The sequence below is a fragment of the Pedobacter aquatilis genome, assembly GCF_032678405.1.
Taxonomy (GTDB): domain Bacteria; phylum Bacteroidota; class Bacteroidia; order Sphingobacteriales; family Sphingobacteriaceae; genus Pedobacter; species Pedobacter aquatilis_A.
The window spans coordinates 1-24,813 of record NZ_JAVTSJ010000005.1; the positions used below are offsets into that span (position 1 = coordinate 1).

Here is a 24,813-nt window from a genome sequence, read left to right on the forward strand (position 1 = left end):
ATAGAGTCGATATTTCTGTTTAAAGTATTTTTCAACTTAGTGGCAATTAAAGGCCTTTCAAGCAATAAAATGGTTAATTTGATTATATTCATAAGAATAATTGATTCATGTATTTATTACGTAAGCGTTACCAAATCTGCTATGTTCTAATGCTGGGGTACTAAAAAAAGGATAAAATAATTCACAAAACAATCGTCAACTTTTACAGAGTTGCCAAGCTTACCAATAATTTAGATAATTTGGTCAGCTTAGAAGACAATAAATATTTTTATGCATTTTAATTGTTTTTAGATCAAGGTTATTGATAAAAGGATGGATGAAGTGGACTGTGCTGAAGTCTAATATCCCCTAGTTGCATTCGTATTTTCATTCCAAGATGAAAACTTGGGCCATCAATTAAATATTCAAACAATCTATCTTCTCTATCTGCCTGCCTAATTAGTTCTAATAATCTGGGAAAATAATTCATATATATTGGCTCAAGGCTAATGAGGCATTTCTTGCATATATCGTAAAACTCTTTATCATCACTCAGCAAGGCTAAATAGAGGCCAATAATAGAATCAGGATCTCTGTCATTTAGAAGATAAAGCCCTGTTAACCTATTTTTTTCATCTACGCTATTAACAAGTTTAGCAACCGTAATTACCCATTCTTTCTCATTAAAAGGTTTTAAATGACCATAAGAAACCAAACTGTCCGGTAGTATCCTAGCACTGAAATTGTATATATTATTTCCATCTTTTAAGATGTTGTCCAAAGCTGCATAACCAATTTGTCTAAATGCAATTTGCATAGCATTATGTATGTATATATACCAGTGCGGAGATTTTCCTTCTAGTTTATTTTCCAAATCATTTACAAACTGTAACCACCGATCAAGTGCGGCTGGATGGGAAATAATATCTAATGTTTTATTTGGCGAAATGTTCAACATCATTTGCTCCCAAAGGCTATTAAGATTATGGAAAAGCGTAGCACATAATACACTTCTCGCTTCTGGAAATTCATATTGTTTCTGTTTAAAAAAAGAAGTTAATAAAGTAACCGCAAATTGATCTGCAGCTCTTTCGTCATCCATTGATATAGCATCATTTTTTTCTAGATGTCCTAAAAAGATATGTGCCACTTCATGCATTAAAATGAATAATTCTGTACCAACTAACAAATATGAGAGTCGTTCCTGATGTGGAACTGCATACTTATAGGGAACGGCAGTTCTCGGATCTCCATTAAGAAAAAAAGCTCTTAATAAATCTTCACATCGGAAATTTATATACGGATTTTGAGAAAGATATAACTGTAAATAACTAGCTGTTTGCATATATACAAGTCCCTGTGCACTCTGTTCCCAAGGCTGTAGAAGCGCAACAAGTTTACAACTCAAATTAATTAAGTTAAATAGACCATCTGGTATAATAATAACATAGTCATTTGTTTCAGGTACTTTTTGTGTGTAAGCATTAAGCCCACCTCCTGGTATGGTGCCAAAATATATATTTTCAATGTTTTTTTCAGGGAGCGATTCTGATATTACATTACGGAGTTCGTTAACTCGTTCTGCTAAAATATCATAGGTAGTAGAACGTTCAAAATTGCTTATTTGTTGATCGTTAATACTATCATGGCGTTGTAAACTCTTTAATTTCTCTGCTAATATTTCTTCCTTGTAATCCGGATCATTTTTTAAATAATCCTTCAATTGATCTAAGCTCAATTCTCTATTCTCCCATTCAGGGAATGCCATAGAAAGTTGTGCATATGAATTTCGTTTTATTTTTTCAAGAAATTGCTGCGCTTTTTCCATTTCTTATTCATCTATAAATACCAATTGAGTAGCCTCTCCAATATCCACATGATCTAATGAAAAACTATTTATTGGAACTGCATTCGCTCTTGTACTATCTAAGGGAATTTTTATTCCCGTTACATTAGATTGCCCATCCATCAATAATTCAACACATGTAAAAGCAAATGTTGCAGGTACTTCTCCAGATACTACAAGTTTATTTTCTTTGCTGTAAACGAGTTCTGATTTTGCATTTCCGGCTATTTTGCTTTCTAGTTTTGCTGTAATATCTCCAGAATTTGCACCTTCTATAATTAGTGTAAATTCCTTTGAAGTATATATAGAATCAACCAATAGTATTTTACATTCTTTTGAACTGAAGTTGAGTGATGGCAAACTGAGTTTCACATCTTGAAATGCTTTTGCGCAGGCCATTGGTGTGATATAATCTCTAGCCACTTTATTTATTGATATTTTCAGTTTGTGATTTCCTTCGCCTTGTCCATGAAAGGTTGATCCAATATCAAGTGTGGGAATAAAAGCTGTAAGGAAAGGTTGTATAAGTTTCAATCCTAGGTTAATCTTTAATTCTGAGGATAATACTTTTGATATGTCACTTATTTCATTTTTATTCTGTCTCGGAGCTAGCCATTGGGTTGAATAACTTTCATCATCTAATGTTCCAAGATATTTAATGTGAGTGCCATCGCTTGCAACTATCGAAAGCGGTTTGAAACGTGGATCAGGAAGACTTAATGGTATCGCCTGATAAGTTGTGCGGATAAATTTTGCCAAAGGGTCTTGTTGGCAGAAAGAGGTAAATCCCATTGAGTTAGCGTTTATTAGTGTTAAATCTATTAATAAAATACAGAATATCAAAGATATAACCATTTAATTTTCAAGATTTTTCAGTTAGTATTGGCATTGATTTTTCAACCAAAACCACAATCTTTTCAATATTTAATTTAAATAAATCACCATTGTTGTTAGATATACATATGCAGTCAATTTAATTAACCCATAACATACGGGTGTACTGGATTGTACACCCGTTCAAATAAAAAAATAAATTTTGCTACTGTTTGCGCTTGCGGTTAAACAAGCATTGCAAAATCCGGCTTACAAAAAAACTCACTGTTGCACCAAGCGCAGCAAGCGCCAGCGTTTGCAACACATCGTGTTCAATCTGTCCCAGAATGCTTAAAGCTAATCCTGTAGCAGTACCGGCCTTGGTTTCAGTGCTACTCATCCTTTTCGGCAGCTTTAATAATACCCGCAGCAACAACAATGTACTGTGCCGCCTTTAATACCTTTATCGGTAATTTCAATGGCGCTGCAAGGAGAATTCCCGCAGTGCTTCCCGCAACACTGATACATTTTTTGATCACTCGCAGCCAACCTTTCCCCGAAGTTTGTGCTACACCCTCTTCCTTTTGTTTTTTCAAAAGATTATAGATGCTGCTACATTTTGATGCTTTTCGTCTTTTTTAAAATATAACAGCAAGTAATTTTGTGCAGGGAAAGCCCCCTGCACAAACCACCTAATGCACTGATGTAATCAGCAAGCTAACCTGCTCTCCCGCATCAAGGACCGGGTAAATCAGACATTGCAACCTTTCAAGTGCAACCCTGCTGTAACTACCTGTTCCTTCACCGTTGCACTTACTTACAGGCGCAATACAACCTTGTAATTCACGCATGGCAAAATTTGCCGGATGTATTAAAATTGCCTCCCGGTTAGGAACAGTACTTAAGGCAAGCTGTAAGCCATGTTTCGGATGCATCCGTTTAACCAATAAATAACGGCCTTCCGGTATACAACTGATACTACGCTTGTTGTTCCGCCATGGCAACTCAATACTTTCACAGATAACTTCACCCTGATAGCTGATTTTACCATTAGTGCCACCTTTAAAATAGGTTCGGCTCAATAATAAATTCATTACACCCCGGCTATCTGTACTAATGATAAGCCGTTAAAAGCCCCATTGCTTAAAGGGTAATCGAATTCGTTAACCCTTTGGTAAAAGCTGATACCAAACAACAAGAACAGTGGCTTTGCGCTGGCGGCTGTTAACTGGCATTGCAGGTTAAATGAGGCTACATTGATATCCTTTACCTCAAGCATGTCGCTGTCTTTCGTGCTGAGCTCGAATACCTCATCTTCAAAATTCAGCATGGCTGCAGCGGCACTGATTTTAAAGTGAGTAGCGCCCTGCGGCGAAACGATCAGGTCTCTTGCGCTAAAATCTGGCAACTCGATTTCAAGAACGCCTGAAGCCCTGTCGATGCTTGTTGCATAAACAACACTAACCGTGCTGCTAACTGCGGCATTAATGTTAAACTCAAAACCTGTTAAAAGTTCTGTTTCAGCATCCAGTACCATGCGCAGGCCACGCTCATTCAAACTGTCTGCCTGGATTACCTTGAGCATTTCTTTCATTAGGCGGTTGCTCACACCTTTGTCGGCCAGTTGGTTCGTTAGCACCTTAAATGCCGATCTTAAAAATTTCCCCGCCTTGGTTGCCCTGCCAAACTCGGCCATGTTTTCCCTTGTGCGCTGAAACCTTGGATCGGTACTGATCCGCTCGCCGGCAACACCGCCTTTTTCCCTTGCCTGGTAACCGTTCCTTGTTTTGTAAAACGTCAAATCCCCGATTCGTCCGTTTAATTTAATGATTCCTTCCTGACGTGCCATAATATTATGTCTTACATCTGAAAACAAAGTTCGCTATAGCTCAGTATAGCGCCGTCGCGAAATGAAGCTTTTGCAGTTTTTATCCACTTTTATCCCTAAATGAAGCTTTTAGCAGTGTTTAACACTTGTTTAGCCGCTGGTTTTTACAGATATTGTAGTCATATTAATTTTCGTTCTTTTACTACTGCTTAAGGAAAGGTAGTATTTCACCATTCACGAAATACTTTAGGCACCTCCACGACTGCTGCGGTTCAACCAAAACTTCACATGAAAAGAGTATGTATATATCCGAAAGATGTTAGTATGCTAACCGGCAAAAGCGTAGCACAAGGTCAGCGTGTATTGCGCAACCTTAAGTTATTGCTGAACAAACGTAAAGATCAGCACATTACGTTTGATGAGTATGCAGATTATTCTGGCATTGATTTGGAATTAATCCGGAAAATTTGCCTCGTATTACCATTGTTTATGGTAATGGCCGGCTAAAAACAATAACCCGCCCCACATCCCCGGGTTTTGTTTTACAATCGAAAATTTTATAACAAGAAAAACTACTTAATTACATTAATTAAGCTCGTCTGAACCAGTCTAACCTTTCAATGCGCTCCATCCGGTTCTTCTTGCCCGCCCCTTACATACTTGTCGCATACCTATTGCATCCCTAAGGCATGATAATTGCATTTTATTGCATGTAAAAATAGATAACACGATAATTAACTTCGACAAGTAGCAATAAAAATGTCGAAGTTATTAATATATCATGCCTGTAAGTAGTTTAAAGGGCATTTAAAAGCGCCGAACTTATACAAAAAGCTGCAAAGTATAGTTAAGGTGATTGGTGAGAAGGTTAAAGATCCCTCTACTACGCTCAGGATGACAGGAGGAAATTGGTTCATTGGGCGGGCTGCATAAATAGTAGGAAATTAACCACCCCAACCCCTCCTAAAATTAGACGGGGAGTTACAGGCGTAATGCAGAAAAAGTTAATGACAGGGTTATGTTATTACTAATGGTTATGGTCGGTGGGTTTTACGGCTTAGGCTATAATGGAGTGATCAACCGTTGAAGCTTGTGCAGTTTTGCTCGGGTTTGCACGGTCCAAGGCTGCGCACCCATGCCGATTGTCAGGTTATCTCGGGAAGCATCGGCACTTGTGCAGCCGTAATTAAAGCTTTGACGAGTTGAACCGACATTATCGCCAAGCCTTGATTTTTTGCTTCTTTTCATCAAGGAAAAGAAGAACGCCTTCCGGCGGCTAGCCGGGGCAAGGTTATGAGTGAGGGAATTGGTACACTGGTTAGAAAATATCTTAATGGAACCAGTGCAAAATGTTTGAACGGTGCCTGTAGCAAGCAGATCCTTCCTGGCGTCAGGATGACAGGCTGAGTTGGAAATGGGATTGTTTCAATGGTTTATTGGGCTGGGTGTAGAAAAGGTTCAAAGATTTCTCCATTCCGTTGCACTCCAGTCGAAATGACGGCATGTGAAGGCAGGATGGGCGTGTGGGTTTAACGTATGTTAACAAATAAAAATTCCGTGTTTTCCGTGTTTCCGTGGCTAACCCTCCCTAGCGCAAGCCTGTGCATGTGGTCACTGCAAGTATCCGCCTGCTTTCTGCTGCTTCGATGGGCCAGGCCGTAAAACCCACCGACCATGCTTAGAAAACAAACATTGCATTTTATATTTTATATAGGATTTCTCTATTTACAACCCGAATTAGTGCCCTTCCATATAATTTCTTGTATTACGATGGGTTTATTTTTAGATTGACTTATAAAATCACTTAAGATTAACTAATCTAAAAACTAATCATCATTATGAAAAAAACGCTAAATTTAATGCTTAGTCTTTGTGTTGCCTCTGCCTTTCTAGGCTGTAAAAAAGACGCAGCCTTGCCCGAAGAAACGACCTCAACTTTCCGTGGTAAAGCGAATACATCGGCAGTTGTTGGCTATTATGAAAGCCTCGAAAAAGTGGAACTATTTGAAAAGCCGAATGAACCAGGCACCTGGCAAACATTTGCACAGTATGATGGGCAAACTTTCGAGTTTAGCCGTGTACATCTTAAAGATGGATATGCCGTTGGGTATTTGAACTTCGTTAGAACTGGCACACAAGAGTTTCCAAGCGGTGAATATCCGACTGTTGTAGCTGGTCAGGAAAGTGAATGGATGCCATCTAAATTATTTGCCTACAAAAGAGCAGTATGTACAACAACAATAACAAAAAGCACCAAATCATATTCACAGACAGTATTTGTTGGTAAAAATGATGCAGGTAATACATTTGTTGTTTACAGAGACTCTCTTCAAAAACATGTATACTACAGTGCGACTGATTTCCCTGATTATCCGCTAGAATTCTATGACAGGATTAATACAACGGATGTTCGAATGACAAGGGTTACTTTTGGCATGAATTGCCTTGGGCCCGATCGGATTGTACCAATAAAATTAAGTGCCTCAAAAGACGCAGAAGGTAAAATTCACTTTTGGGTAGGCAGTGTAAACCTTAAAGAACCCAAAGTATCTGAAATTACTGATGTGATTGACTAGTCTTCTAAAGCCCGTACAAAATGTATGGGCTTTTTTTTAATAGAACGACTCATCATTAACTTTTTCTGCAAATCCCTCGCTGGCGCACAATAGGCGATGCATGGTTTATCGTGTGTAAACAAAAAACCTTCCGTGTTTTCCGTGGTTAAATTTCTATTTTAGGGGGACAGTTGATGGCTTTTTATTTTTATTTCGCTTGCCCCACCAGATCAGGAAGCCTGAAATTGGTAGCGAAGCACTGATTAATGCGGCCAGAAATGCGATGATCTGCGTTCCTAAGCCATAGAGCCTTCCGGTATGGAGTTCAAGATTTGAATTCCGCCATTTCATACCCAGTGTCTTTTTATCATGTGGCAGTGCATCAATAAAATCACCTGTGCGGCCATCATAAAAGTAATAGCTTACCCCTCTCCAGGCATCGTGGTTACTTTCGATCTGAACGAAAGACATGGAAACTTTGGCTTTCTCAGTTGGAATGCCTATCCCGATTTCCGTCCAGTCGTTACCAAGCTTTTTAAGCAGCCGGTAATGGATAATATCGATTTTATTCAGTGTCGTATCGCTGGCATCAATCTTAGGGAGCGTCCGGGTAAACCCGGCTTTACCCTTATCGCCAAGGATACGGTAGATACCGGTTTCCCACCATTTAAAAGACCATACCAGTCCGGTTATGGCAATGAGGATAGCAAAAGGCAGCACATAAAAGCCAAAACTATTGTGGAGGTCGTAGTTAACCCTTTTCCATTTGGCGTTCCATTTTATGCTAATACTTTTTTTGAATTGCTTGTAATTCTTTGGCAGCCATAAAATAAAGCCGGTAATGAGCATGAGCAGGTAGCAGAGGATACAGGCGCCCACTAAAGGACTGCCAATGGGCTTAACCAATAGCAGTTGCCTGTGCAGTTGTTCCACTACATTGAAAAATTCATAGCGCATATCCATCACACCGAGCACTTTCCCGGTATACTGGTTTACATAAACTTCGTCGAGGTACTCAAACTGGCTGAAATACCAGAGGTTTATTTTTTTGCGGTCATTAACTTTAAATCCGGAGAAGACATAGCTTTTATTATCCGAACTGATCTTGACATTGCTAAGTTCTTTACCTGTTCCGGCTGCCTGCTGCGCATTGGCAAGTAATTCAGAAACCGGCCTTGCGGGGCCGGTTTTCTGAACGTATACCAAATCACTGTGGATCTTGTTAAAAATTTCCTCATCAAAAACATAAATGCATCCGGTTACGGAAACAATAACCACCACCAGGCCGGTTACCAGCCCAATCCATAGATGGAGCCAGCCCGCCGCTTTTTTAAATCTGCTCTTTGCCATTAAAATGAATAGCCAACGGTTAACATATAATTCTCTGGTTGTCCGGGAAATAAACGTAAGTAGTCGTAACCACCAACCCAGTGTTTTTTATTGCCAATATTATTGGCGTTAAGCTGAAGTTGTAGTTTTCCGATATTGTAAAAAAGTGCTGCATTGAAGAGCGTGAAAGATGGAATGGTGATTTGATCCTGCGGAGAGAACCTTGCATCATAAATCAGGTTACGTTTATCGGTATAGTTAATACCAAGGCCAATACCAAATCCTTTCACTGCGCCATCAAGGAAGGAGTACCTGGTCCACAAGTTGGCCGTATTCTTCGGCGCATTTGGTTTCTGGATACCAATTTCACCAGGTGTTCCGCTCTCGAGGATCTTTGATCTGTTGTATGAATAAGAAGCAATAACGTTCCAGTTTGGCATAATCTTACCAATAACATCAAGCTCAAAACCGCGGGATTGTTCATCGCCGATCTGTCTGAGCACATCTACCACACCCGGGGTTGCATAAAGTGCGCCGGTTTGCTTGATCTGGTACACGGCAGCGCTCACGCTCAGTTGATCCCTGAACCAGCTGGTCTTGGTACCAAATTCTACCATATTACTTTCCAGGGGATTAAACGGGCCACCTGCATTGGGGTTGGATATCGTTGCTGAAGTTTGTGGATTATATCCTTCAACATAACTTCCATAAAGGTTGATATGCTGATTGATGCTGTATACCGCTCCAAATCTTGGCAACCAGGCATGCGAATTGGCTTTAGCTTCAGCTGGCGTTTTATAGCCGGCGAAATCGGTATAATATTCATAGCGTACGCCAGCAAGAATCTGTAAAGCACCGATTTTAAACTGGTCCTGCAGGTAGCCTGAATTCAGGTAATAATAAGCCGGGGCAACAACAGACTGGGCAAAGAAAAGTTTGCTGTCATCCTGCATCCTTTGTGAAGACAGGGGATCGTTTAAATTAAAATGCGGCACATTGGGAACCGGATTCCCTGCAGCATCAAGCAAATACCTTGATTTATTAGCCACTACATAAGTTGCGATGAAACCATTGTTGGCTGCATTACGATAACCGCCAGCGGTGAGCTGAGAGCCACCAACGGGTGTTTTCTCACTTGCGAAATCATAGCCTGCTACAATTTTATGTTCAATGATGCCTGTTTTTGGGGTATAGTTAACATAACCAGAAAAATTATCCATAAAACGTTTACGCTTCCTGATCTGCACGTTCATACCGGCAAGGTTATTTATTGCAACACCGTTGCCATCAACGCCGTACGAATTTGAGGTACGGTGTTCATTTAAATCTTCCGAGTAGCCCGTTTTAAGGTATGAGGCATTAAGGCTTAGGTTATCGGTTATCTTATGGGTGATGGAAATCGTAGCATTGTAAGTAAGCTCGTTTAAATAATCGTTAGTGGTATTAAGCGACAACGACTGTGGGGTTGAGTTTAGATCAAAACTTCCGAAAATAGGTTGTCCACGGTCAAGCCTGCTTTTCGAATCGGTGTAAACAAGGTCAAAATTAATCCTGGTTTTTTCAGATGGTACAAAGGTTAGCGATGGAGCGATAACAAAATTGCGGTCAAACATCAAATCCCTGAAAGTTTCTGCGTTTTCATAACCCAGGTTAAGGCGGTAAAGTAATGTACTGTCTTTGCTTGCCGGACCTGTAAAATCTGCCAGCCCTCTGAAAGTATTAAAACTACCCATGGTTAAGCTCACCGACCTGCGGGTTTCATCTAAAGGTTTTTTAGTTACGCGGTTTACCACTCCTCCGGGACTTGCATTCCCAAACAAAGCAGAAGAAGGCCCTTTTAATACTTCAACACGCTCCAGGTAATTGGCCAGTGATTGTTTCCAGAAACCGGTACTGGTGCGCAAACCATTGATTAATTGCGTATTAGTTTGCCCGTTTACACGAAAGCCACGGATGGTTAAGTCGTCATAAAAGCTAAACTGATTAACGCCACTGAAATTCTTCACCACTTCCCCTACTCTCATCAAGCCCTGGTCTGCAATAAGTTCTTTACTGGCATAAGAAACCGACTGCGGAATATCCTTCAATTCGTTTTCTATCTTACCGATGAATGTAGCCTTAGTTTTGTAGGCTTTTTCCTTACGGCCGGTAATTTCTACCTGTTGCAGGTTGTCATTAGATTCCTGAAGCACAATGTTTTCAGTTTGCTCACCTGCGCTCAGATCCACACTTTTGGTAAGGGTTTTAAAACCGATAAAATTATAGCTAAGGGTATATTTTCCCGCGTTTAATTCGAGTTTATATAAACCCCTGTTAGTGGTAGCTGTATTGATATTGGTACCCTGAACAGTTATAGTAACACCAGGAATGGCTTTTCCTTGCGTATCTTTTACGCTTCCCTGCAGTGTTACCTTTTGTTGGGCGAAAACGTTGAGACATAAAAGTCCCAACAGGTTGATTAAAATCAACGATCTAGTAAAATTTATCTTCATGTAGTTAATAATGATTATTTAGACTGATTAAACAGAAGCGCGAAAATAATCCAAGTTTTTGATATTCGGAAACTATTTAGATTAATTCTAGATATTCATTGCTAACAATTTTTCGATAAATCATTTACCTGTGTAAGTTAATGAGAGCGATTGCTTCGTCATCCTTCCTCGCAATGACGCCTTATAGATTGTCATCCTGACGACAGGAAAGATCTGCAACCTATTTGCACTTAACTAACCCTGCCTCCACATTCCGTCATTGCGAGGCTGGACTGGAGCGAGCCGAAGCAATCTACCTCGATGGCCTAGGCCGCAAAACCCACCGACTAAAATAAATGTTAATGACACTACTCCATCATCAAATTTTCTGCACATCGCCTGTAACTCCCCTCCTTTTTTTAAGGAGGGGTTGGGGGTGGTTAATTTATATCCGATCACGCAATATTCCCCGCTCGCCCCAACTGCCATCCTGAGCTTAGTCGAAGGACATATCATCCCATCTTTGCGACGCTGGAATCAAGCGAACCGGAGCAATCTTTTGTTGTAAGTTAATGAGAGAGATTGCTTCCTCATTCTTCCTCGCAATGACGGGTTATTGATTGTCATCCTGACGACAGGAAGGATCTGTTTGCTACAAGCGCTGTTCAAACGTTTTGCACTGCTCCTCGCTGGTGCACACATAGGCCGTGCATGTCTTGTAGGTTTAGCGTGTGTAAACAAAAAACCTTCCGTGTTTTTCTTGTTTCCGTGGCTAACCCGTATAGATTTGTGATATTTCCTTATAAGACCTTACATGCCTTATATGGTAAAAAACTTATGCGGTGCATGGCATGTGGGTTATGCTTGTAAACAAATAAACCTTCCGTGTTTCTGTGACTAACTCTTTAGCGCAGGCGTTTTGCTCGTGCCTTATTTCAGGCATAAAAAAAAGGTCTTAAATTTACATTTAAGACCTTTTAAAATCGGGGTGGCTGATGGGGCTCGAACCCACGACCCTCGGCACCACAAACCAATACTCTAACCAACTGAGCTACAGCCACCGTATTTTTTAGTGTCACAAAAGTACGACTTTTATTATTTTCTGCAAATATTTTTTTGTTAAAGAAAGCAATCACAATTTAATTGGCTATTATTCAATAAATTGAATTTTAAATATTTTTTTAAAAGCCCGGTTAAGCATGGCTTTTAAGGCTAAAAACATAACTTTACGGCGTTTATGATAGAGATTTACACAGACGGCGCAGCCAGCGGAAACCCGGGGCCTGGCGGTTACGGAACCATTTTAAGGGCAGGGCAACATTATAAGGAACTGAGTGGCGGTTTCCGTATGACTACCAACAACCGCATGGAACTGCTTGCCGTTATTAAAGGGATCGAAGCCTTGAAAAGCCTGAACCAGCAGGTAACCGTTTACTCTGATTCTAAATATGTGGTAGATGCCGTAGAGAAGAAATGGGTATTTGGCTGGCAGACCAAAAACTTCAAAGACAAGAAGAACAAAGATTTATGGATCAGGTTCCTGGAGCTGAACAAGCTGCACAAAATCAGGTTCATCTGGATTAAGGGCCATAACGATCATCCCGAAAACGAACGCTGCGATCGCCTGGCCGTATTTGCTTCGCAGGATAAAGCGAACCTGGCTATCGATACTGTTTTTGAAGCCGAGCGTCGCAACAATCCTTAAGGAACAACTGTAGCTAACTAAAAAACCAGCAATTTTCTTATAGAAATAAGTGGCACTTAGCAAGTATAGGCAATGGCGGTTTTAGTCAATTCCGCCAATTACACCTAAATCTTCGAGCCTGGCTTCAACCTTTTCAGCCACAGAAAGTGGTTGCGGCGTATATTGCAGCATCATTTCTTCTGCCTTTTCTACCATGTGCTTGGAGCCGATAAAAATCGGTACCCGCTGGTGCAGTTCGGTGGGTATAATATCAAGAATCCTGTCGAAACCCGTAGTAGCCTTGCCCCCTGCCTGTTCAATAATGAAAGCCATCGGGTTGCATTCGTACAACAGCCTGAGCTTACCCTTTGGCGAGCGGGATGTGGTAGGATAAATATAGATACCGCCTTTAATCAGGTTCCGGTGGATATCGCCCACCATCGAGCCTATATAACGCGAAGTGTATGGGCGCTTCGTGGCATCATCTTCCACCTGGCAATATTTAATATATTTTTTCACTCCATCAGGGAAATGCACATAATTACCTTCGTTAATGGAATAGAGGTAACCCGTTTCGGGCATTTTCATTTCAGGATGCGAAAGGCAGAATTCGCCGATCGAAGGATCTAAAGTAAAGCCGTTAACACCTTTTCCGGTAGTATACACCAGCATGGTTGAAGAACCATAGATAATGTAACCTGCAGCCACCTGCTGCGTACCCTTTTGCAGCACATCGCTGATACTGGCTTTCCCTTCGGTCGATTTGCGCCTGTAGATAGAGAAAATAGTCCCCACGGCTACGTTTACATCGGTATTCGACGAACCATCAAGCGGATCGATACATACAATGTATTTGGCATTTTGCGATACCGGCGATTCGATGTGGATAATCTCATCTTCCTCCTCCGTAGCCACAATGCAGCATTCGCCCCCACTGGTCAGGGCCGCAATAAACTGCTCGTTGGCATAAACATCTAATTTCTTTTGTTCTTCCCCCTGGATATTGGTACTGCCCACGTCGCCCAGTATATCCACCAGGCCAGCCTTGTTCACCTCACGGTTTACAATTTTTGCCGCAATGGCGATATCCCTTAAAAGCCTCGATAATTCGCCTTTGGCATAGGGAAAATCAGCCTGTTTTTCTATAATAAATTGTCCTAGTGTTTTAACGCCACAAACCATACTTAGTGTATATTTTACATTATCTACCCGATAACTCTATCACCGCTAAGGTATGAATATTTTCATCAGTAATGCAAAAACGAATCAGGGTACGAACCTTATGCCAGCCATGTTTACCCGCTGCTCCGGGGTTAATATGCAGCGATTTTAGTTTTTCATCGTACATCACCTTCAGGATATGGGAGTGCCCGGTGATAAATAATTTCGGAGGCTTAGTGTAAATTTCAGGTTTTACATAGGAGGAGTATTTACCCGGATAACCACCGATATGGGTCATCCATACATCAACATCTTCACAGCTAAATCGATTTTGCTCAGGGAATTCATTTCTGATGGTGGCATCATCGATATTACCATAAACACCACGAAGCGGCTTAAAAGCCGCCAGCGGTTCGGCTACACCAGGACCAAAATCGCCGGCATGCCAGATTTCATCGCAATCATCAAAATGTTTAAAAACACTTTCATCAAGGTAACCATGGGTATCAGAAATCAGTCCTATTTTTTTCATTAAAAATTTTAAATTTTAAATATTCCGGTGCTGCCGGAGCCTAATTTTCAGAAAAACAAGGCTTATAAAAACCTGCCTTTTCCGTTAAAACCTGATCAGCATTGCACTGCTTTTTTGCTATAATTGATTATACAATCTTATCATTAATAATGCAGAAAAAAATCTTTCAGCAAATCTTTATAAGCCTGGGTATGCACCTTCTCGGCTACGTAAATATAGAGATGGTTTTCAAGGCATTCCCGGCTTGATTTAGTGAGGCAGATCATCATCCGGAATGGTGGCTTACTTTCATCTGAATGCATATAAACCTTTTCAACCACAAACAAGCCCATGCCTGCCCCTGTTTGCGCCACCACTTCAGCCTGCTTAAGGGGCAAAACAAGCCACAACCTGCCTTCTTCTGATAGAAGCGTGGCAGATTTACGAAGGAGCATCTCAAAGAAATCTTCATCGGCATGCCTGGCAATGCCTTTGCGCTGCTCCTCGTTTTTTAAGTCCTTAACAAAGAAAGGCGGATTCGAAACAATCAGGTCGTACTGCCTGTGGGTATCAAAATCCTGAAATGAACTGTGGTGTACACAAATCCTTTCGTCATAAACGGAGTTCCTGGCATTACGACTGGCAGTTTCCGCAGCCTGCAGATCAATTTCCACCGCATCTATTAAGGCTTCGGGAAAGCGCTGTGCCAGCATTAAGGCGATTACACCCGTGCCTGTCCCGATATCGAGTACATATTTTGATACAGGTGCACTGACACTGGCGGCCAGCAAAACACCATCGGTATTAATCTTCATGGCACAGCCTGCCTGGTCGACCGCAAACTGTTTAAACTTAAAGATCATATCTCCTGCCATGCCCTAAAATTATTTATTAATGTTTTCCACAATACTGCATCTCCTTAAAACGCTATTAACCAGACTACTGCCGCTATTTAACAGCTTTATCACCCCGACCGTTTACTGCTGTTAATAACTTCCACAAACGTTTGTTTTCGAAAGCGATTTCCTTAGCCTATGTTTGTTTCAGCAATTTGAATGAACCGCGTTTATACCGGGCTTTGAGCTGCAAAAACAAATGATTACTCGATCGGTATCTAAGTGGCCAACAACAAAATTGTTGGCCTCTTTGTTTTTAATCCAGTTGCTCATAAAGCTCAAGTGGCAGGCCATCCGGATCGTTAAAAAAAGTAAAACGCTTACCCGTAAATTCATCAATCCGGACAGGCTCAGTTTTAATCCCCTGTGCATTTAAACGTTCAATTTCCTGATCAATATTGGTAACATCAAAAGCCAGGTGCCTTAAACCACAGGCTTCAGGTCGCGAGGGCCTTTGTGGCGGATCGGGAAACGAAAACAATTCAATCTGGTATAAACCATTTACAGCCAGATCGAGCTTATACGATTTACGTTCCTCCCGGTAAACCTCGCCAATAACAGCAAAACCCAGCTTGTTTACATAAAAATCTTTCGAAACTTCGTAATCTGAGGCAATAATGGCAATATGGTGGATGCGCTTAAACATGAATTTACGTTTTGAATGAGTGAATGCTATGGCAAAGTTGCAGAAAAAAGCCTGAATTCATCCAATCATTCACCCAAGCCTTCCTTCTTCTCCACATTCGTATCATTATTTCAACATTCTATCATTCAATCAGCCATTCATTCACGCATTAAATTTAAAAAACCTAAATTTGCGCTTTCAAAAAAAAAGCATGATTCATTTCTTCCTTAGTCAATCGCAGGCGGTTTTTGTTGTTCAAATAAACGAAACGCTTTCACAAAATGATATTACTAAACTTGAATGGTTATTTGGTGGCGCCAAATTACAAACGGAAACTGCGCTGAGCGGTTTTTTTGTAGGCCCACGTGCAGCCATGATCACGCCATGGAGTACCAATGCGGTAGAGATTACCCAGAACATGGACATGCAGGGGATCATCAGGATTGAAGAATTTAAAGGCGTTGCCGAAGATTTCTCGGATTACGACCCGATGTTATCACAAAAATATGCTAAGCTTGATCAGTATGTTTTCACCATCAACATTAAGCCTGAGCCGATATTGGAAATTGACGACATAGCAGCTTACAATAAACAGGAAGGCCTTTCGCTTAGCGATGAAGAAGTTGAGTATTTAAATTCACTGGCCGAAAGCCTGAAAAGACCCTTAACCGATTCGGAGGTTTTTGGTTTCTCGCAGGTGAATTCGGAACACTGCCGTCATAAAATCTTTAACGGAAAATTCGTGATCGACGGTGTTGAACAGCCAACATCGCTATTCAAATTAATCCGCAAAACATCAGAAGAAAACCCTAACGATATCGTTTCGGCATACAAAGATAACGTAGCTTTTATAAAAGGCCCTGTTGTACAGCAGTTTGCACCTAAACGTGCGGATGAACCTGATTTTTACACCACCAGCGATTTCGAATCGGTGATTTCCCTAAAAGCAGAAACACATAACTTCCCCACTACGGTAGAGCCTTTTAACGGTGCGGCTACAGGCTCGGGAGGTGAAATCAGAGACAGGCTGGCAGGTGGTCAGGGTTCCTTGCCACTGGCTGGAACAGCTGTTTACATGACTGCCCTTTCCCGTTTAGAAGAAAACCGTCCATGGGAAAAAGGCGTTGAGGAAAGACAGTGGTTGTACCAGACACCAATGGATATCCTGATCAAAGCATCGAACGGTGCTACCGATTTCGGTAATAAATTTGGTCAGCCATTAATTACCGGTTCTGTTTTAACTTTCGAACACGAAGAACATTTCGACAAACTTAATAGCACACAAAAGCTGGGTTACGATAAAGTAATTATGCTTGCTGGTGGTATTGGCTACGGTAAAGCCAGTCAGGCTAAAAAACAAAAACCACAGGAAGGCGACAATATTGTTGTGCTTGGTGGCGAAAACTATAGAATAGGTATGGGCGGTGCGGCAGTATCATCTGCCGATACCGGTGAGCATGGCTCGGGCATTGAGCTGAACGCTATACAACGTTCGAACCCGGAAATGCAGAAAAGGGCGGCAAATGCCGTGCGTGGTATGGTAGAGAGCGATCATAACACCATTGTTTCTATTCACGATCATGGTGCAGGTGGTCACCTGAACTGTTTATCCGAACTGGTTGAAGAAACCGGTGGTTTAATTAACCTGGATAAATTACCTGTAGGCGACCCTACCCTTTCAGCTAAAGAAATTATTGGTAACGAATCGCAGGAACGTATGGGATTGGTTATCGGGAATGAACACATTGAAACCTTACAAAAAATTGCCGATCGTGAGCGTTCGCCGATGTATACCGTTGGTAAGGTTACCGGCGATAAGCGCTTCACCTTTAAATCGGCAAGCACAGGCATAAAACCTATGGATTTAGAACTGAAGGACATGTTCGGAAGTTCGCCAAAGGTGATAATGGAAGATAATACTATCGACCGGAAATATGAAGCCGTAAATTACGACAGCAGCAAGCTAACTGATTACCTGGAGCAGGTATTGCAATTGGAGGCCGTAGCTTCAAAAGACTGGCTAACCAATAAAGTAGATCGTTGCGTGGGTGGCCGCGTTGCAAAACAACAAACCGCAGGCCCTTTGCAGTTACCATTAAATAACTGTGGCGTAATGGCATTGGATTTTCAGGGCAAAGAAGGTATTGCCACATCGGTTGGTCATGCACCGGTTTCGGCATTAATCGATGCCGCAGCAGGCAGCAGGATTGCCATTGCCGAGTCGCTTTCAAACATTGTGTGGGCACCTTTAAAAGATGGCTTAAAAAGCGTTTCATTATCTGCCAACTGGATGTGGGCCTGTAAAAACGAAGGTGAAGATGCAAGGCTATACCAGGCCGTAAAAGCCTGTTCTGATTTCGCCATCGATCTGGGAATCAATATCCCTACGGGAAAAGATTCACTTTCGATGAAACAGAAATACAAAGACGGAGACGTAATTGCACCTGGAACGGTAATCATTTCTGCCGGTGCCAGCTGTAACGATATTAATAAGGTAGTAGAACCTGTACTACAGAAAGATGGTGGCGCAATTTATTACATCAACCTTTCTGACGACACTTATAAACTCGGCGGTTCATCATTTGCACAGATTTTAAATAAAATCGGCAGCGAAACCCCTGATGTTAAAGATGCAGCAAAACTTAAGCTGGCTTTCAACACCATTCAGCAGTTAATTAAAGCAGATAAAATTCAGGCCGGACACGATATCGGTAGCGGTGGTTTAATTACAACCCTGCTGGAAATGTGTTTTGCCGACAGGAACTTAGGTGCATCAATTGATTTATCGCCACTGGCAGAGCAGGATATTATTAAGGTATTATTTGCAGAAAACATTGCCTTGGTTTTCCAGGCAGATGCTTCGGCCGAAAGCATATTAAAAGATGCAGGCGTGGCCTTCCATAAAATAGGAACGGTTAACGCTTCAGCTTCATTAGCCATTAAAAACGGCGCAGAAAGTTTCAGTTTTGATATTGATCACTTGCGTGATGTATGGTTCAAAACATCTTACCTGTTAGATAAAAAACAAAGCGGGCCGGTTAAAGCCAAAGAACGTTTCGACAACTATAAACACCAGGCCTTAAAATATACTTTCCCTGCGCAGTTTGATGGAAAAAAACCGGTAATTGATAATAGTAAACCAAAACCTAAGGCAGCTGTAATCCGCGAGAAAGGAAGTAACTCAGAACGCGAACTGGCCAACGCCATGTTCCTTGCAGGCTTTGATGTAAAGGATGTACACATGACCGACTTAATTTCGGGCAGGGAAACACTTGAAGACATCCAGTTTATTGGTGCTGTTGGTGGTTTCTCTAACTCCGATGTTTTAGGTTCGGCAAAAGGATGGGCAGGTGCATTTATGTATAATGAAAAAGCAAGACTTGCTTTAGAAAACTTTTTTGCCCGTCCGGATACACTTTCTGTTGGTGTTTGTAACGGTTGTCAGTTATTTGTTGAGCTTGGCTTAATTAATAAAGACCATCAGGAAAAACCTAAGATGCTGCATAACGAAAGTCATAAGCACGAAAGTATTTTCACTTCTTTAACAGTGGCTGAAAATAATTCTGTAATGTTATCAAGCCTGGCGGGAAGTACTTTAGGGGTATGGGTATCACATGGTGAAGGCAGGTTCAGTTTGCCTTATGCAGAAGATCAATACAGCATTGTAGCGAAGTACGCTTACGAAAACTATCCTGCAAGCCCTAATGGTTCTGATTACAATACCGCTATGATGTGCGATACGACTGGCAGACACCTGGTAATGATGCCACATATTGAGCGTTCATTGTTCCAATGGCACTGGGCGAATTACCCGAAAGGACGTAATGATGAAGTTTCGCCATGGATGGAAGCTTTTGTTAATGCCCGTAAATGGATAGAGAACAAAGGATAGGATTAGATGGAAGATGTAAAACGGGTGATGGAATTAAAAACCATCACCCTTTTTTTTTGTAAAAAGATTTCTCCTCTACGGTCGAAATGACGATTCGATTTGTCGTCATGCTGAATTTAGTTCAGCATCCAATGAGTAAGACCCTGAAACAAGTTCAGGGTGACGGATAGCGCCCGCCTCGCAATGACGGTGCTAACTGTAACCTGCCAATTGAAAATTGTTCGCTAACTATTGCGGAGGCTTCTAACTCTGCTTCTACTTTTCTTAACCTTAACATTTGGAAAACTTCGGGACTTGTTCGGCTGGTGTTTTGGAAGCCATCGGTACGCCGGGCTTGACAAGACAATGATTTAATTGCTATCCTATAGCTATCCCGGTCTGATCCCTGAATACTTTAGTTCCCGGGAGTCGAAGTGTTACTGAAGCAGTATTGGCGTACACTGGGAGATAATATGAAGTAAGGGTGGATAAAAGGTGGACTAAAGGCGGACTTGAGTCGGACTTAAGGTGGACTTAATGATGAAAATTATTGGTGAAAAATAGCGGAATCGCGGTATTAATCTTGGCTGTGAACAGCTATACAGATTATCGATTAAATCTAAACTGGTTATACATACAAATTTCTAATTTCTTTTTCAGTTATACAAGTTGAAAGTGTACATTAAATGGATTGCTTCGGCTCGCTCATTCCAGGCCTCGCAACGACTGCTGAGTAATCCTTCGACTACGCTCAGGAGGACAGCCCCATAACTCGTCATTGCGAGGCACGAAGCAACCTCTTCCAAAACAACCTATTTCCTATAAGTCGTCATCCCGATTGAAGCGCAGCGGAACAGCGGGAGCTTTTAAACTGAAGCTATAACAAAGGTAACTAACCGAAAAGATTTCTCCGTTACAGTCGAAATGACGGTTTGGTTTGTCGTCATGCTGAATTCAGTTCAGCAGCTAATGAATAAGCCCCTGAAACAAATTCAGGGTGACGGATAGCGCCCGCCTCGTAGCTTCCACTCCACAAGTCGTCATCCCGATTGGAGCGCAGCGGAACAGCGGGAGCTTTTAAACTAAAACAATAACAAATGTAACTAACGGAAAAGATTTCTCCGTTACAGTCGAAATGACGGTTCGGTTTGTCGTCATGCTGAATTTAGTTCAGCAGCTAATGAGCAAGACCCTGAAACAAGTTCAGGGTGACGGATAGCACCCGCCTCGTAGCATCCACTCCACAACTCGTCATCCCGATTGGAGCGCGGAATAGCGGGAACTTTTAAAGATTGCTTCAGCTCACTCTGGCCCAGCCTCGCAATGACGACTTACTGAGCCCTTCGACTAAGCTCAAGAGGACAGACTGAACAGTACGATATGAACAACGGCTAAGATAAAAAACGGCTTGAGTTTAACTCAAAGCCGTTTCAATTTAACCCAACCTCACTATACCAAAAGAGAGCGTTTCATTCAAACCTAAATCCTCCATCTTACATTCTCCATCATACATCATCCATCTTACCTATTACATCACCACATCCTTCCTTACCTCTTTGCGCCAGTCCTTTCCAAATTTGCCATCCATAAAGGCTGCTACCACTTTATTATAATCCTTTATGGATATGTCCGCAGGCATAACACAACCAAACTCATAATACTTAAGGCCGTACTTTTTCTCAAACAGTTCCTGTCCTTTGAAATAAGTAGGTGCAATACCACCTCTTAAAAGGAATTTGATATTTCCGGCCTTAATATCTGCAGCGGCAAGTTTTTCACTATACACTTGTATGGTTTCGCCAGTGGTACAGGCCATAGCCTTTCCTTTATTAATAGCAAGCATCAGCATCAGGCATAAAATCATGTTTTTCATAGGTAGCTTAAGTAAGGTTAATTGGTAAGCTGAAAGTTAATTGGCAGGTTATAGCGTACACGTACCGGAATGCCTTTATTTTTGCCGGGTTTCCAGGCTGGTGATTTCCTGATCACTTTAATCGCTTCTTCATCGCAACCTAGTCCTATACCTTTTACTAAAGTTACGTTACTGATTGAGCCGTCTTTCTCCACCACAAAGCTTAAAAAAACTTTTCCCTGGCGTTCAGCTTCCTGCGCCTGGTATGGGTACTTTAGATTACGCTGAATGTATTTCGCCCAGGCTTTCATGCCACCCTCAAATTCCGGATATTCATCAACACCCGGCAAATCAACAACCTCGTTTCCGGTAGATGTTCCGGTTTCCGTACCTTTTGTTTCGCCATTACCATTTCCCGGGTTGGTAGCAATTACTAAATTCGGTTTAATTTCGCCGTCTTGCGTTACCGAGCTGATTACGGCATCTTTCATATCATTCATGGTTGGTGGCGGTAAAACTGCATCGTTGGTCACCACGATTTTCGAAGGAACAGCAACCGTTTTAACTTTTACAGGTGCTGCTTTTTCCGGCTCAACTTTCTTCTCAGGCTCCGGTTTTTTCATTGTATGAATAACATCCTTCAAATCAATAACCTTGGGAGCAGTTTTTACTTCCTCCGCCTCGGGAAACATTTTGCTGTAAACCATGGGGCTCACAAAAAACAGCACAAAGGCACTGCTTGCAATAAATAAGGATCTGGTTAAAATTGATGATGATTGCAACCTTAATGCATAAGCACCATAATTTTTGTTTCTGCCTGCGAATACAATATCGAGCCACTCGGTTTTGTAAACATTAATTGATGAGTTAAACATAGTTTTTGAGTTTTATAGCATGATGTAGAAAATCGGGCAATTCCATAAAACTTTAAAAAAATCTATATTATTTATGAAAAGTGAAATTTTCCACCTTAAAAACATTTTTATATTTCATTTTCTACAATTTTTATTTATTTAACCAAAATGTTTTATAAAAATTAATAAAATATACTATTTTTGACAAAAAACATAACAAATTAATGAAAAGCTTAAGAACCATCGCATTAAAAGAGGCTCAAAACAGAATTTCACCAGAAGTTAAATCTCCTTCATCGAAAATTTCTGACTTTTTTGGCGCTAATGTATTTGATAAGAAAAAAATGAGAGATTTCTTATCTAAAGACGTGTATGAAAAATTAATTTCATCAATCAATCAAGGTGAATTAATTAATTCTGATGACGCTAACCAGATTGCAACAGCCATGAAAGCATGGGCAATGAGCGCTGGAGCAACACATTATACACACTGGTTCCAGCCTTTAACAGGTACAACTGCTGAAAAGCACGATTCATTTTTTGAACCTAGCGGCGATGGTGCTATCGAGAAATTTGCTGGCAGTGCATTGGTTCAGCAAGAACCAGATGCATCAAGCTTCCCGAACGGTGGTATTCGTAACACTTTCGAAGCTCGTGGTTACACTGCATGGGACCCATCTTCTCCGGCATTCATTATGGAAAGTAAAGCAGGTAAAACACTTTGTATCCCAACTGTATTTGTTTCTTACACCGGTGAGGCTTTAGATTACAAAGCGCCTTTATTAAAAGCATTAGCTGCTTTAGATAAAGCTGCTGTTGATGTTTGCCAGTATTTCGATAAAAGCATCACTAAAGTAAATGCTTCTCTAGGTATTGAGCAGGAATATTTCTTAGTTGACGAGTCGTTATTTAATGCCCGTCCGGATTTATTGTTAACCGGCCGTGCTTTATTCGGACACATGTCTGCTAAAGGACAACAATTAGAAGATCACTATTTCGGTTCTATTCCTGAGCGTGTTTTCACGTATATGGTAGACTTCGAAAACGAAGCTTTAAAATTAGGTATTCCTTTAAAAACCCGTCACAATGAGGTTGCGCCTTCTCAATTTGAGTGTGCTCCTATTTATGAAGAAATCAACTTAGCGATCGACCACAACCAATTGTTGATGGATTTGATGGAAAAAGTTGCCCGTCGTCACCACTTCCGTGTATTATTACACGAGAAACCATATGCTGGTATCAACGGATCAGGTAAACACAATAACTGGTCGTTAATTACCGATACTGGTAAAAATTTATTAGCGCCAGGTAAAACACCTAAAAATAACTTAATGTTCTTAGCTTTCTTCGTAAACACGATTAAAGCAGTTAGCGAGCATGCAGATCTATTACGTGCAAGTATTGCATCGGTAAGCAACGATCACCGTTTAGGTGCTAACGAGGCGCCACCAGCAATTATCTCTATCTTCTTAGGTTCACAATTGAACGATGTATTAGACGAGATTGAGCACTCACGTATCAGCAAAAAAATTAAAGAAGATAACGCACTTTGGTTAGGTATCCCTAAAATCCCTCAGATTTTATTGGATAATACTGATCGTAACCGTACTTCTCCTTTCGCCTTCACAGGAAATAAATTTGAGTTAAGAGCAGTAGGTTCTTCTGCAAACTCTTCAGCACCAATGACGATCTTAAACGCGATCATGGCTGAGCAGTTAACTAAATTCAAAGTTGAAGTTGATAAACTGATCAAAAAAGGTGATAAAAAAGATATCGCTTTATTAACAGTAATCAAAAAATACATCAAAGAATCTAAATCTATCCGTTTCGAAGGAAATGGTTATAGCCAGGAGTGGGAAGATGAGGCTGCAGCACGCGGTTTATCAAATATCAAAACTACACCTAAAGCTTTAGATGCTTATTTAACTGATAAATCTGCTGAGTTATTTGCCACTACAGGTATCTATAGCGCACGTGAAATCCATGCCCGTCATGAAATCATGCTAGAGAACTTCTATAAAAAACTACAGATCGAAGCACGTGTAATGGGTGAAGTAGCAAATACAGCGATCATTCCTGCTGCTATTGCTTACCAAAACTCGTTAATTGCTAACGTTAAAGGTTTGAAAGAAATCGGTGTAGATAGCAAAGCTTCTTTAGAAATTGTTAAAAAACTATCTGAGCACTTAGATATCGTTAAATCAAATATCGATGCGATGCTTGAAGAGCGTAAAGTAACCAACAAACTGGAAGATACACGTGAGAAAGCAATTGCTTACGATGAGAAAGTTAAATCTTACTTCGATACGATCCGTTACCACGCTGATAAACTAGAGCAAATTGTTGACGACAGCGTTTGGCCGTTACCGAAATTCAGAGAATTGTTATTCATGAAATAAGCGGAAAGAGGAAAGCTTAAAGCTTAAAGCAGAAAGAAAAGGCGTGAAGTGAAAACTTTGCGCTTTTTTTTGTTGGGTCAATAGTTCGTTGGTCATTAGTTCGTTGGTCATTGGTTAATTGGTCATTCGTAACTGCCAG

The 24,813-nt window shown here is 41.0% G+C and carries 19 protein-coding genes and 1 tRNA gene; 5 read left to right on the forward strand and 15 right to left on the reverse strand.

Annotation, left to right across the window (positions count from 1 at the left end; all coding sequences use genetic code 11):
* Positions 1 to 298: 298 nt before the first annotated feature.
* The 6 genes from R2R71_RS13775 to R2R71_RS13800 form a co-directional block, all read right to left on the reverse strand.
* Positions 299 to 1,807 carry a phage exclusion protein Lit family protein gene (locus R2R71_RS13775; protein WP_316831861.1) on the reverse strand — a complete coding sequence of 503 codons (1,509 nt, stop codon included), beginning with the start codon at positions 1,805 to 1,807 and terminating at the stop codon, positions 299 to 301.
* 3 nt (positions 1,808 to 1,810) lie between these two features.
* Positions 1,811 to 2,617, reverse strand: a complete 807-nt coding sequence (locus R2R71_RS13780) for a hypothetical protein (protein WP_316831862.1) — start codon at positions 2,615 to 2,617, stop codon at positions 1,811 to 1,813.
* Between the two features lie 247 nt (positions 2,618 to 2,864).
* A complete protein-coding gene (locus tag R2R71_RS13785; RefSeq protein WP_316831863.1) occupies positions 2,865 to 3,038 on the reverse strand; it encodes a hypothetical protein in 174 nt (57 codons plus the stop codon).
* Complete coding sequence (locus R2R71_RS13790) at positions 3,031 to 3,234, reverse strand: hypothetical protein (protein ID WP_316831864.1); 204 nt, start codon at positions 3,232 to 3,234, stop codon at positions 3,031 to 3,033. The genes R2R71_RS13785 and R2R71_RS13790 overlap by 8 nt, the downstream gene beginning before the upstream one ends.
* A 96-nt stretch (positions 3,235 to 3,330) precedes the next feature.
* Positions 3,331 to 3,732, reverse strand: coding sequence for a DUF5675 family protein (locus R2R71_RS13795; RefSeq protein ID WP_316831865.1), 402 nt, complete (start codon positions 3,730 to 3,732; stop codon positions 3,331 to 3,333).
* Complete coding sequence (locus R2R71_RS13800; protein WP_316831866.1) at positions 3,732 to 4,487, reverse strand: hypothetical protein; 756 nt, start codon at positions 4,485 to 4,487, stop codon at positions 3,732 to 3,734. Before R2R71_RS13800 ends, R2R71_RS13795 begins: the two co-directional genes overlap by 1 nt.
* Positions 4,488 to 4,754: 267 nt before the next feature.
* On the opposite strand from R2R71_RS13800, the gene R2R71_RS13805 reads away from it, so the two are divergent.
* The gene (locus tag R2R71_RS13805) at positions 4,755 to 4,973 is read left to right on the forward strand and encodes a hypothetical protein (RefSeq protein WP_316831867.1); all 219 of its coding nucleotides are present in this window, start codon (positions 4,755 to 4,757) and stop codon (positions 4,971 to 4,973) included.
* 1,331 nt (positions 4,974 to 6,304) lie between these two features.
* Positions 6,305 to 7,042: a hypothetical protein gene (locus R2R71_RS13810; protein WP_316831868.1), complete on the forward strand. Its 738-nt coding sequence runs from the start codon at positions 6,305 to 6,307 to the stop codon at positions 7,040 to 7,042.
* Positions 7,043 to 7,195: 153 nt separating this feature from the next.
* Here the strand turns inward: R2R71_RS13810 and R2R71_RS13815 are convergent, their stop codons facing one another.
* The 3 genes from R2R71_RS13815 to R2R71_RS13825 form a co-directional block, all read right to left on the reverse strand.
* Positions 7,196 to 8,371, reverse strand: coding sequence for a PepSY-associated TM helix domain-containing protein (locus R2R71_RS13815; RefSeq protein ID WP_316831869.1), 1,176 nt, complete (start codon positions 8,369 to 8,371; stop codon positions 7,196 to 7,198).
* Complete coding sequence (locus tag R2R71_RS13820) at positions 8,371 to 10,842, reverse strand: TonB-dependent receptor (protein WP_316831870.1); 2,472 nt, start codon at positions 10,840 to 10,842, stop codon at positions 8,371 to 8,373. Before R2R71_RS13820 ends, R2R71_RS13815 begins: the two co-directional genes overlap by 1 nt.
* 966 nt (positions 10,843 to 11,808) lie before the next feature.
* Positions 11,809 to 11,882: transfer RNA gene (locus tag R2R71_RS13825), tRNA-His, on the reverse strand.
* A 176-nt stretch (positions 11,883 to 12,058) separates the two neighbouring features.
* On the opposite strand from R2R71_RS13825, the gene rnhA reads away from it, so the two are divergent.
* On the forward strand, positions 12,059 to 12,526 hold the full coding sequence (gene rnhA / locus R2R71_RS13830) for a ribonuclease HI (RefSeq protein WP_316831871.1): 468 nt from the start codon (positions 12,059 to 12,061) through the stop codon (positions 12,524 to 12,526).
* A gap of 81 nt (positions 12,527 to 12,607) precedes the next feature.
* On the opposite strand, the gene fbp is transcribed toward rnhA, so the two are convergent.
* From fbp to R2R71_RS13850, 4 genes are all read right to left on the reverse strand, one after another.
* A complete protein-coding gene (gene fbp, locus R2R71_RS13835; protein WP_316831872.1) occupies positions 12,608 to 13,687 on the reverse strand; it encodes a class 1 fructose-bisphosphatase in 1,080 nt (359 codons plus the stop codon).
* 19 nt (positions 13,688 to 13,706) lie between these two features.
* Positions 13,707 to 14,198: a metallophosphoesterase family protein gene (locus R2R71_RS13840; protein WP_316831873.1), complete on the reverse strand. Its 492-nt coding sequence runs from the start codon at positions 14,196 to 14,198 to the stop codon at positions 13,707 to 13,709.
* 143 nt (positions 14,199 to 14,341) lie between these two features.
* On the reverse strand, positions 14,342 to 15,052 hold the full coding sequence (locus R2R71_RS13845) for a tRNA1(Val) (adenine(37)-N6)-methyltransferase (protein WP_316831874.1): 711 nt from the start codon (positions 15,050 to 15,052) through the stop codon (positions 14,342 to 14,344).
* A 277-nt stretch (positions 15,053 to 15,329) separates the two neighbouring features.
* Positions 15,330 to 15,719, reverse strand: coding sequence for a VOC family protein (locus R2R71_RS13850; protein ID WP_316831875.1), 390 nt, complete (start codon positions 15,717 to 15,719; stop codon positions 15,330 to 15,332).
* Positions 15,720 to 15,909: 190 nt separating this feature from the next.
* On the opposite strand from R2R71_RS13850, the gene purL reads away from it, so the two are divergent.
* Entirely contained in the window at positions 15,910 to 19,590 is a 3,681-nt protein-coding gene (gene purL / locus R2R71_RS13855; protein ID WP_410478232.1) for a phosphoribosylformylglycinamidine synthase, read from the forward strand.
* 1,507 nt (positions 19,591 to 21,097) lie between these two features.
* Here purL and R2R71_RS13860 read toward each other — a convergent pair.
* Both R2R71_RS13860 and R2R71_RS13865 read right to left on the reverse strand, forming a co-directional pair.
* Positions 21,098 to 21,442, reverse strand: coding sequence for a hypothetical protein (locus R2R71_RS13860; protein WP_316831876.1), 345 nt, complete (start codon positions 21,440 to 21,442; stop codon positions 21,098 to 21,100).
* Positions 21,443 to 21,459: 17 nt separating this feature from the next.
* Entirely contained in the window at positions 21,460 to 22,296 is an 837-nt protein-coding gene (locus R2R71_RS13865; protein WP_316831877.1) for a TonB family protein, read from the reverse strand.
* A gap of 203 nt (positions 22,297 to 22,499) precedes the next feature.
* On the opposite strand from R2R71_RS13865, the gene R2R71_RS13870 reads away from it, so the two are divergent.
* Positions 22,500 to 24,674 carry a glutamine synthetase III gene (locus tag R2R71_RS13870; protein ID WP_316831878.1) on the forward strand — a complete coding sequence of 725 codons (2,175 nt, stop codon included), beginning with the start codon at positions 22,500 to 22,502 and terminating at the stop codon, positions 24,672 to 24,674.
* Positions 24,675 to 24,813 lie beyond the last annotated feature (139 nt).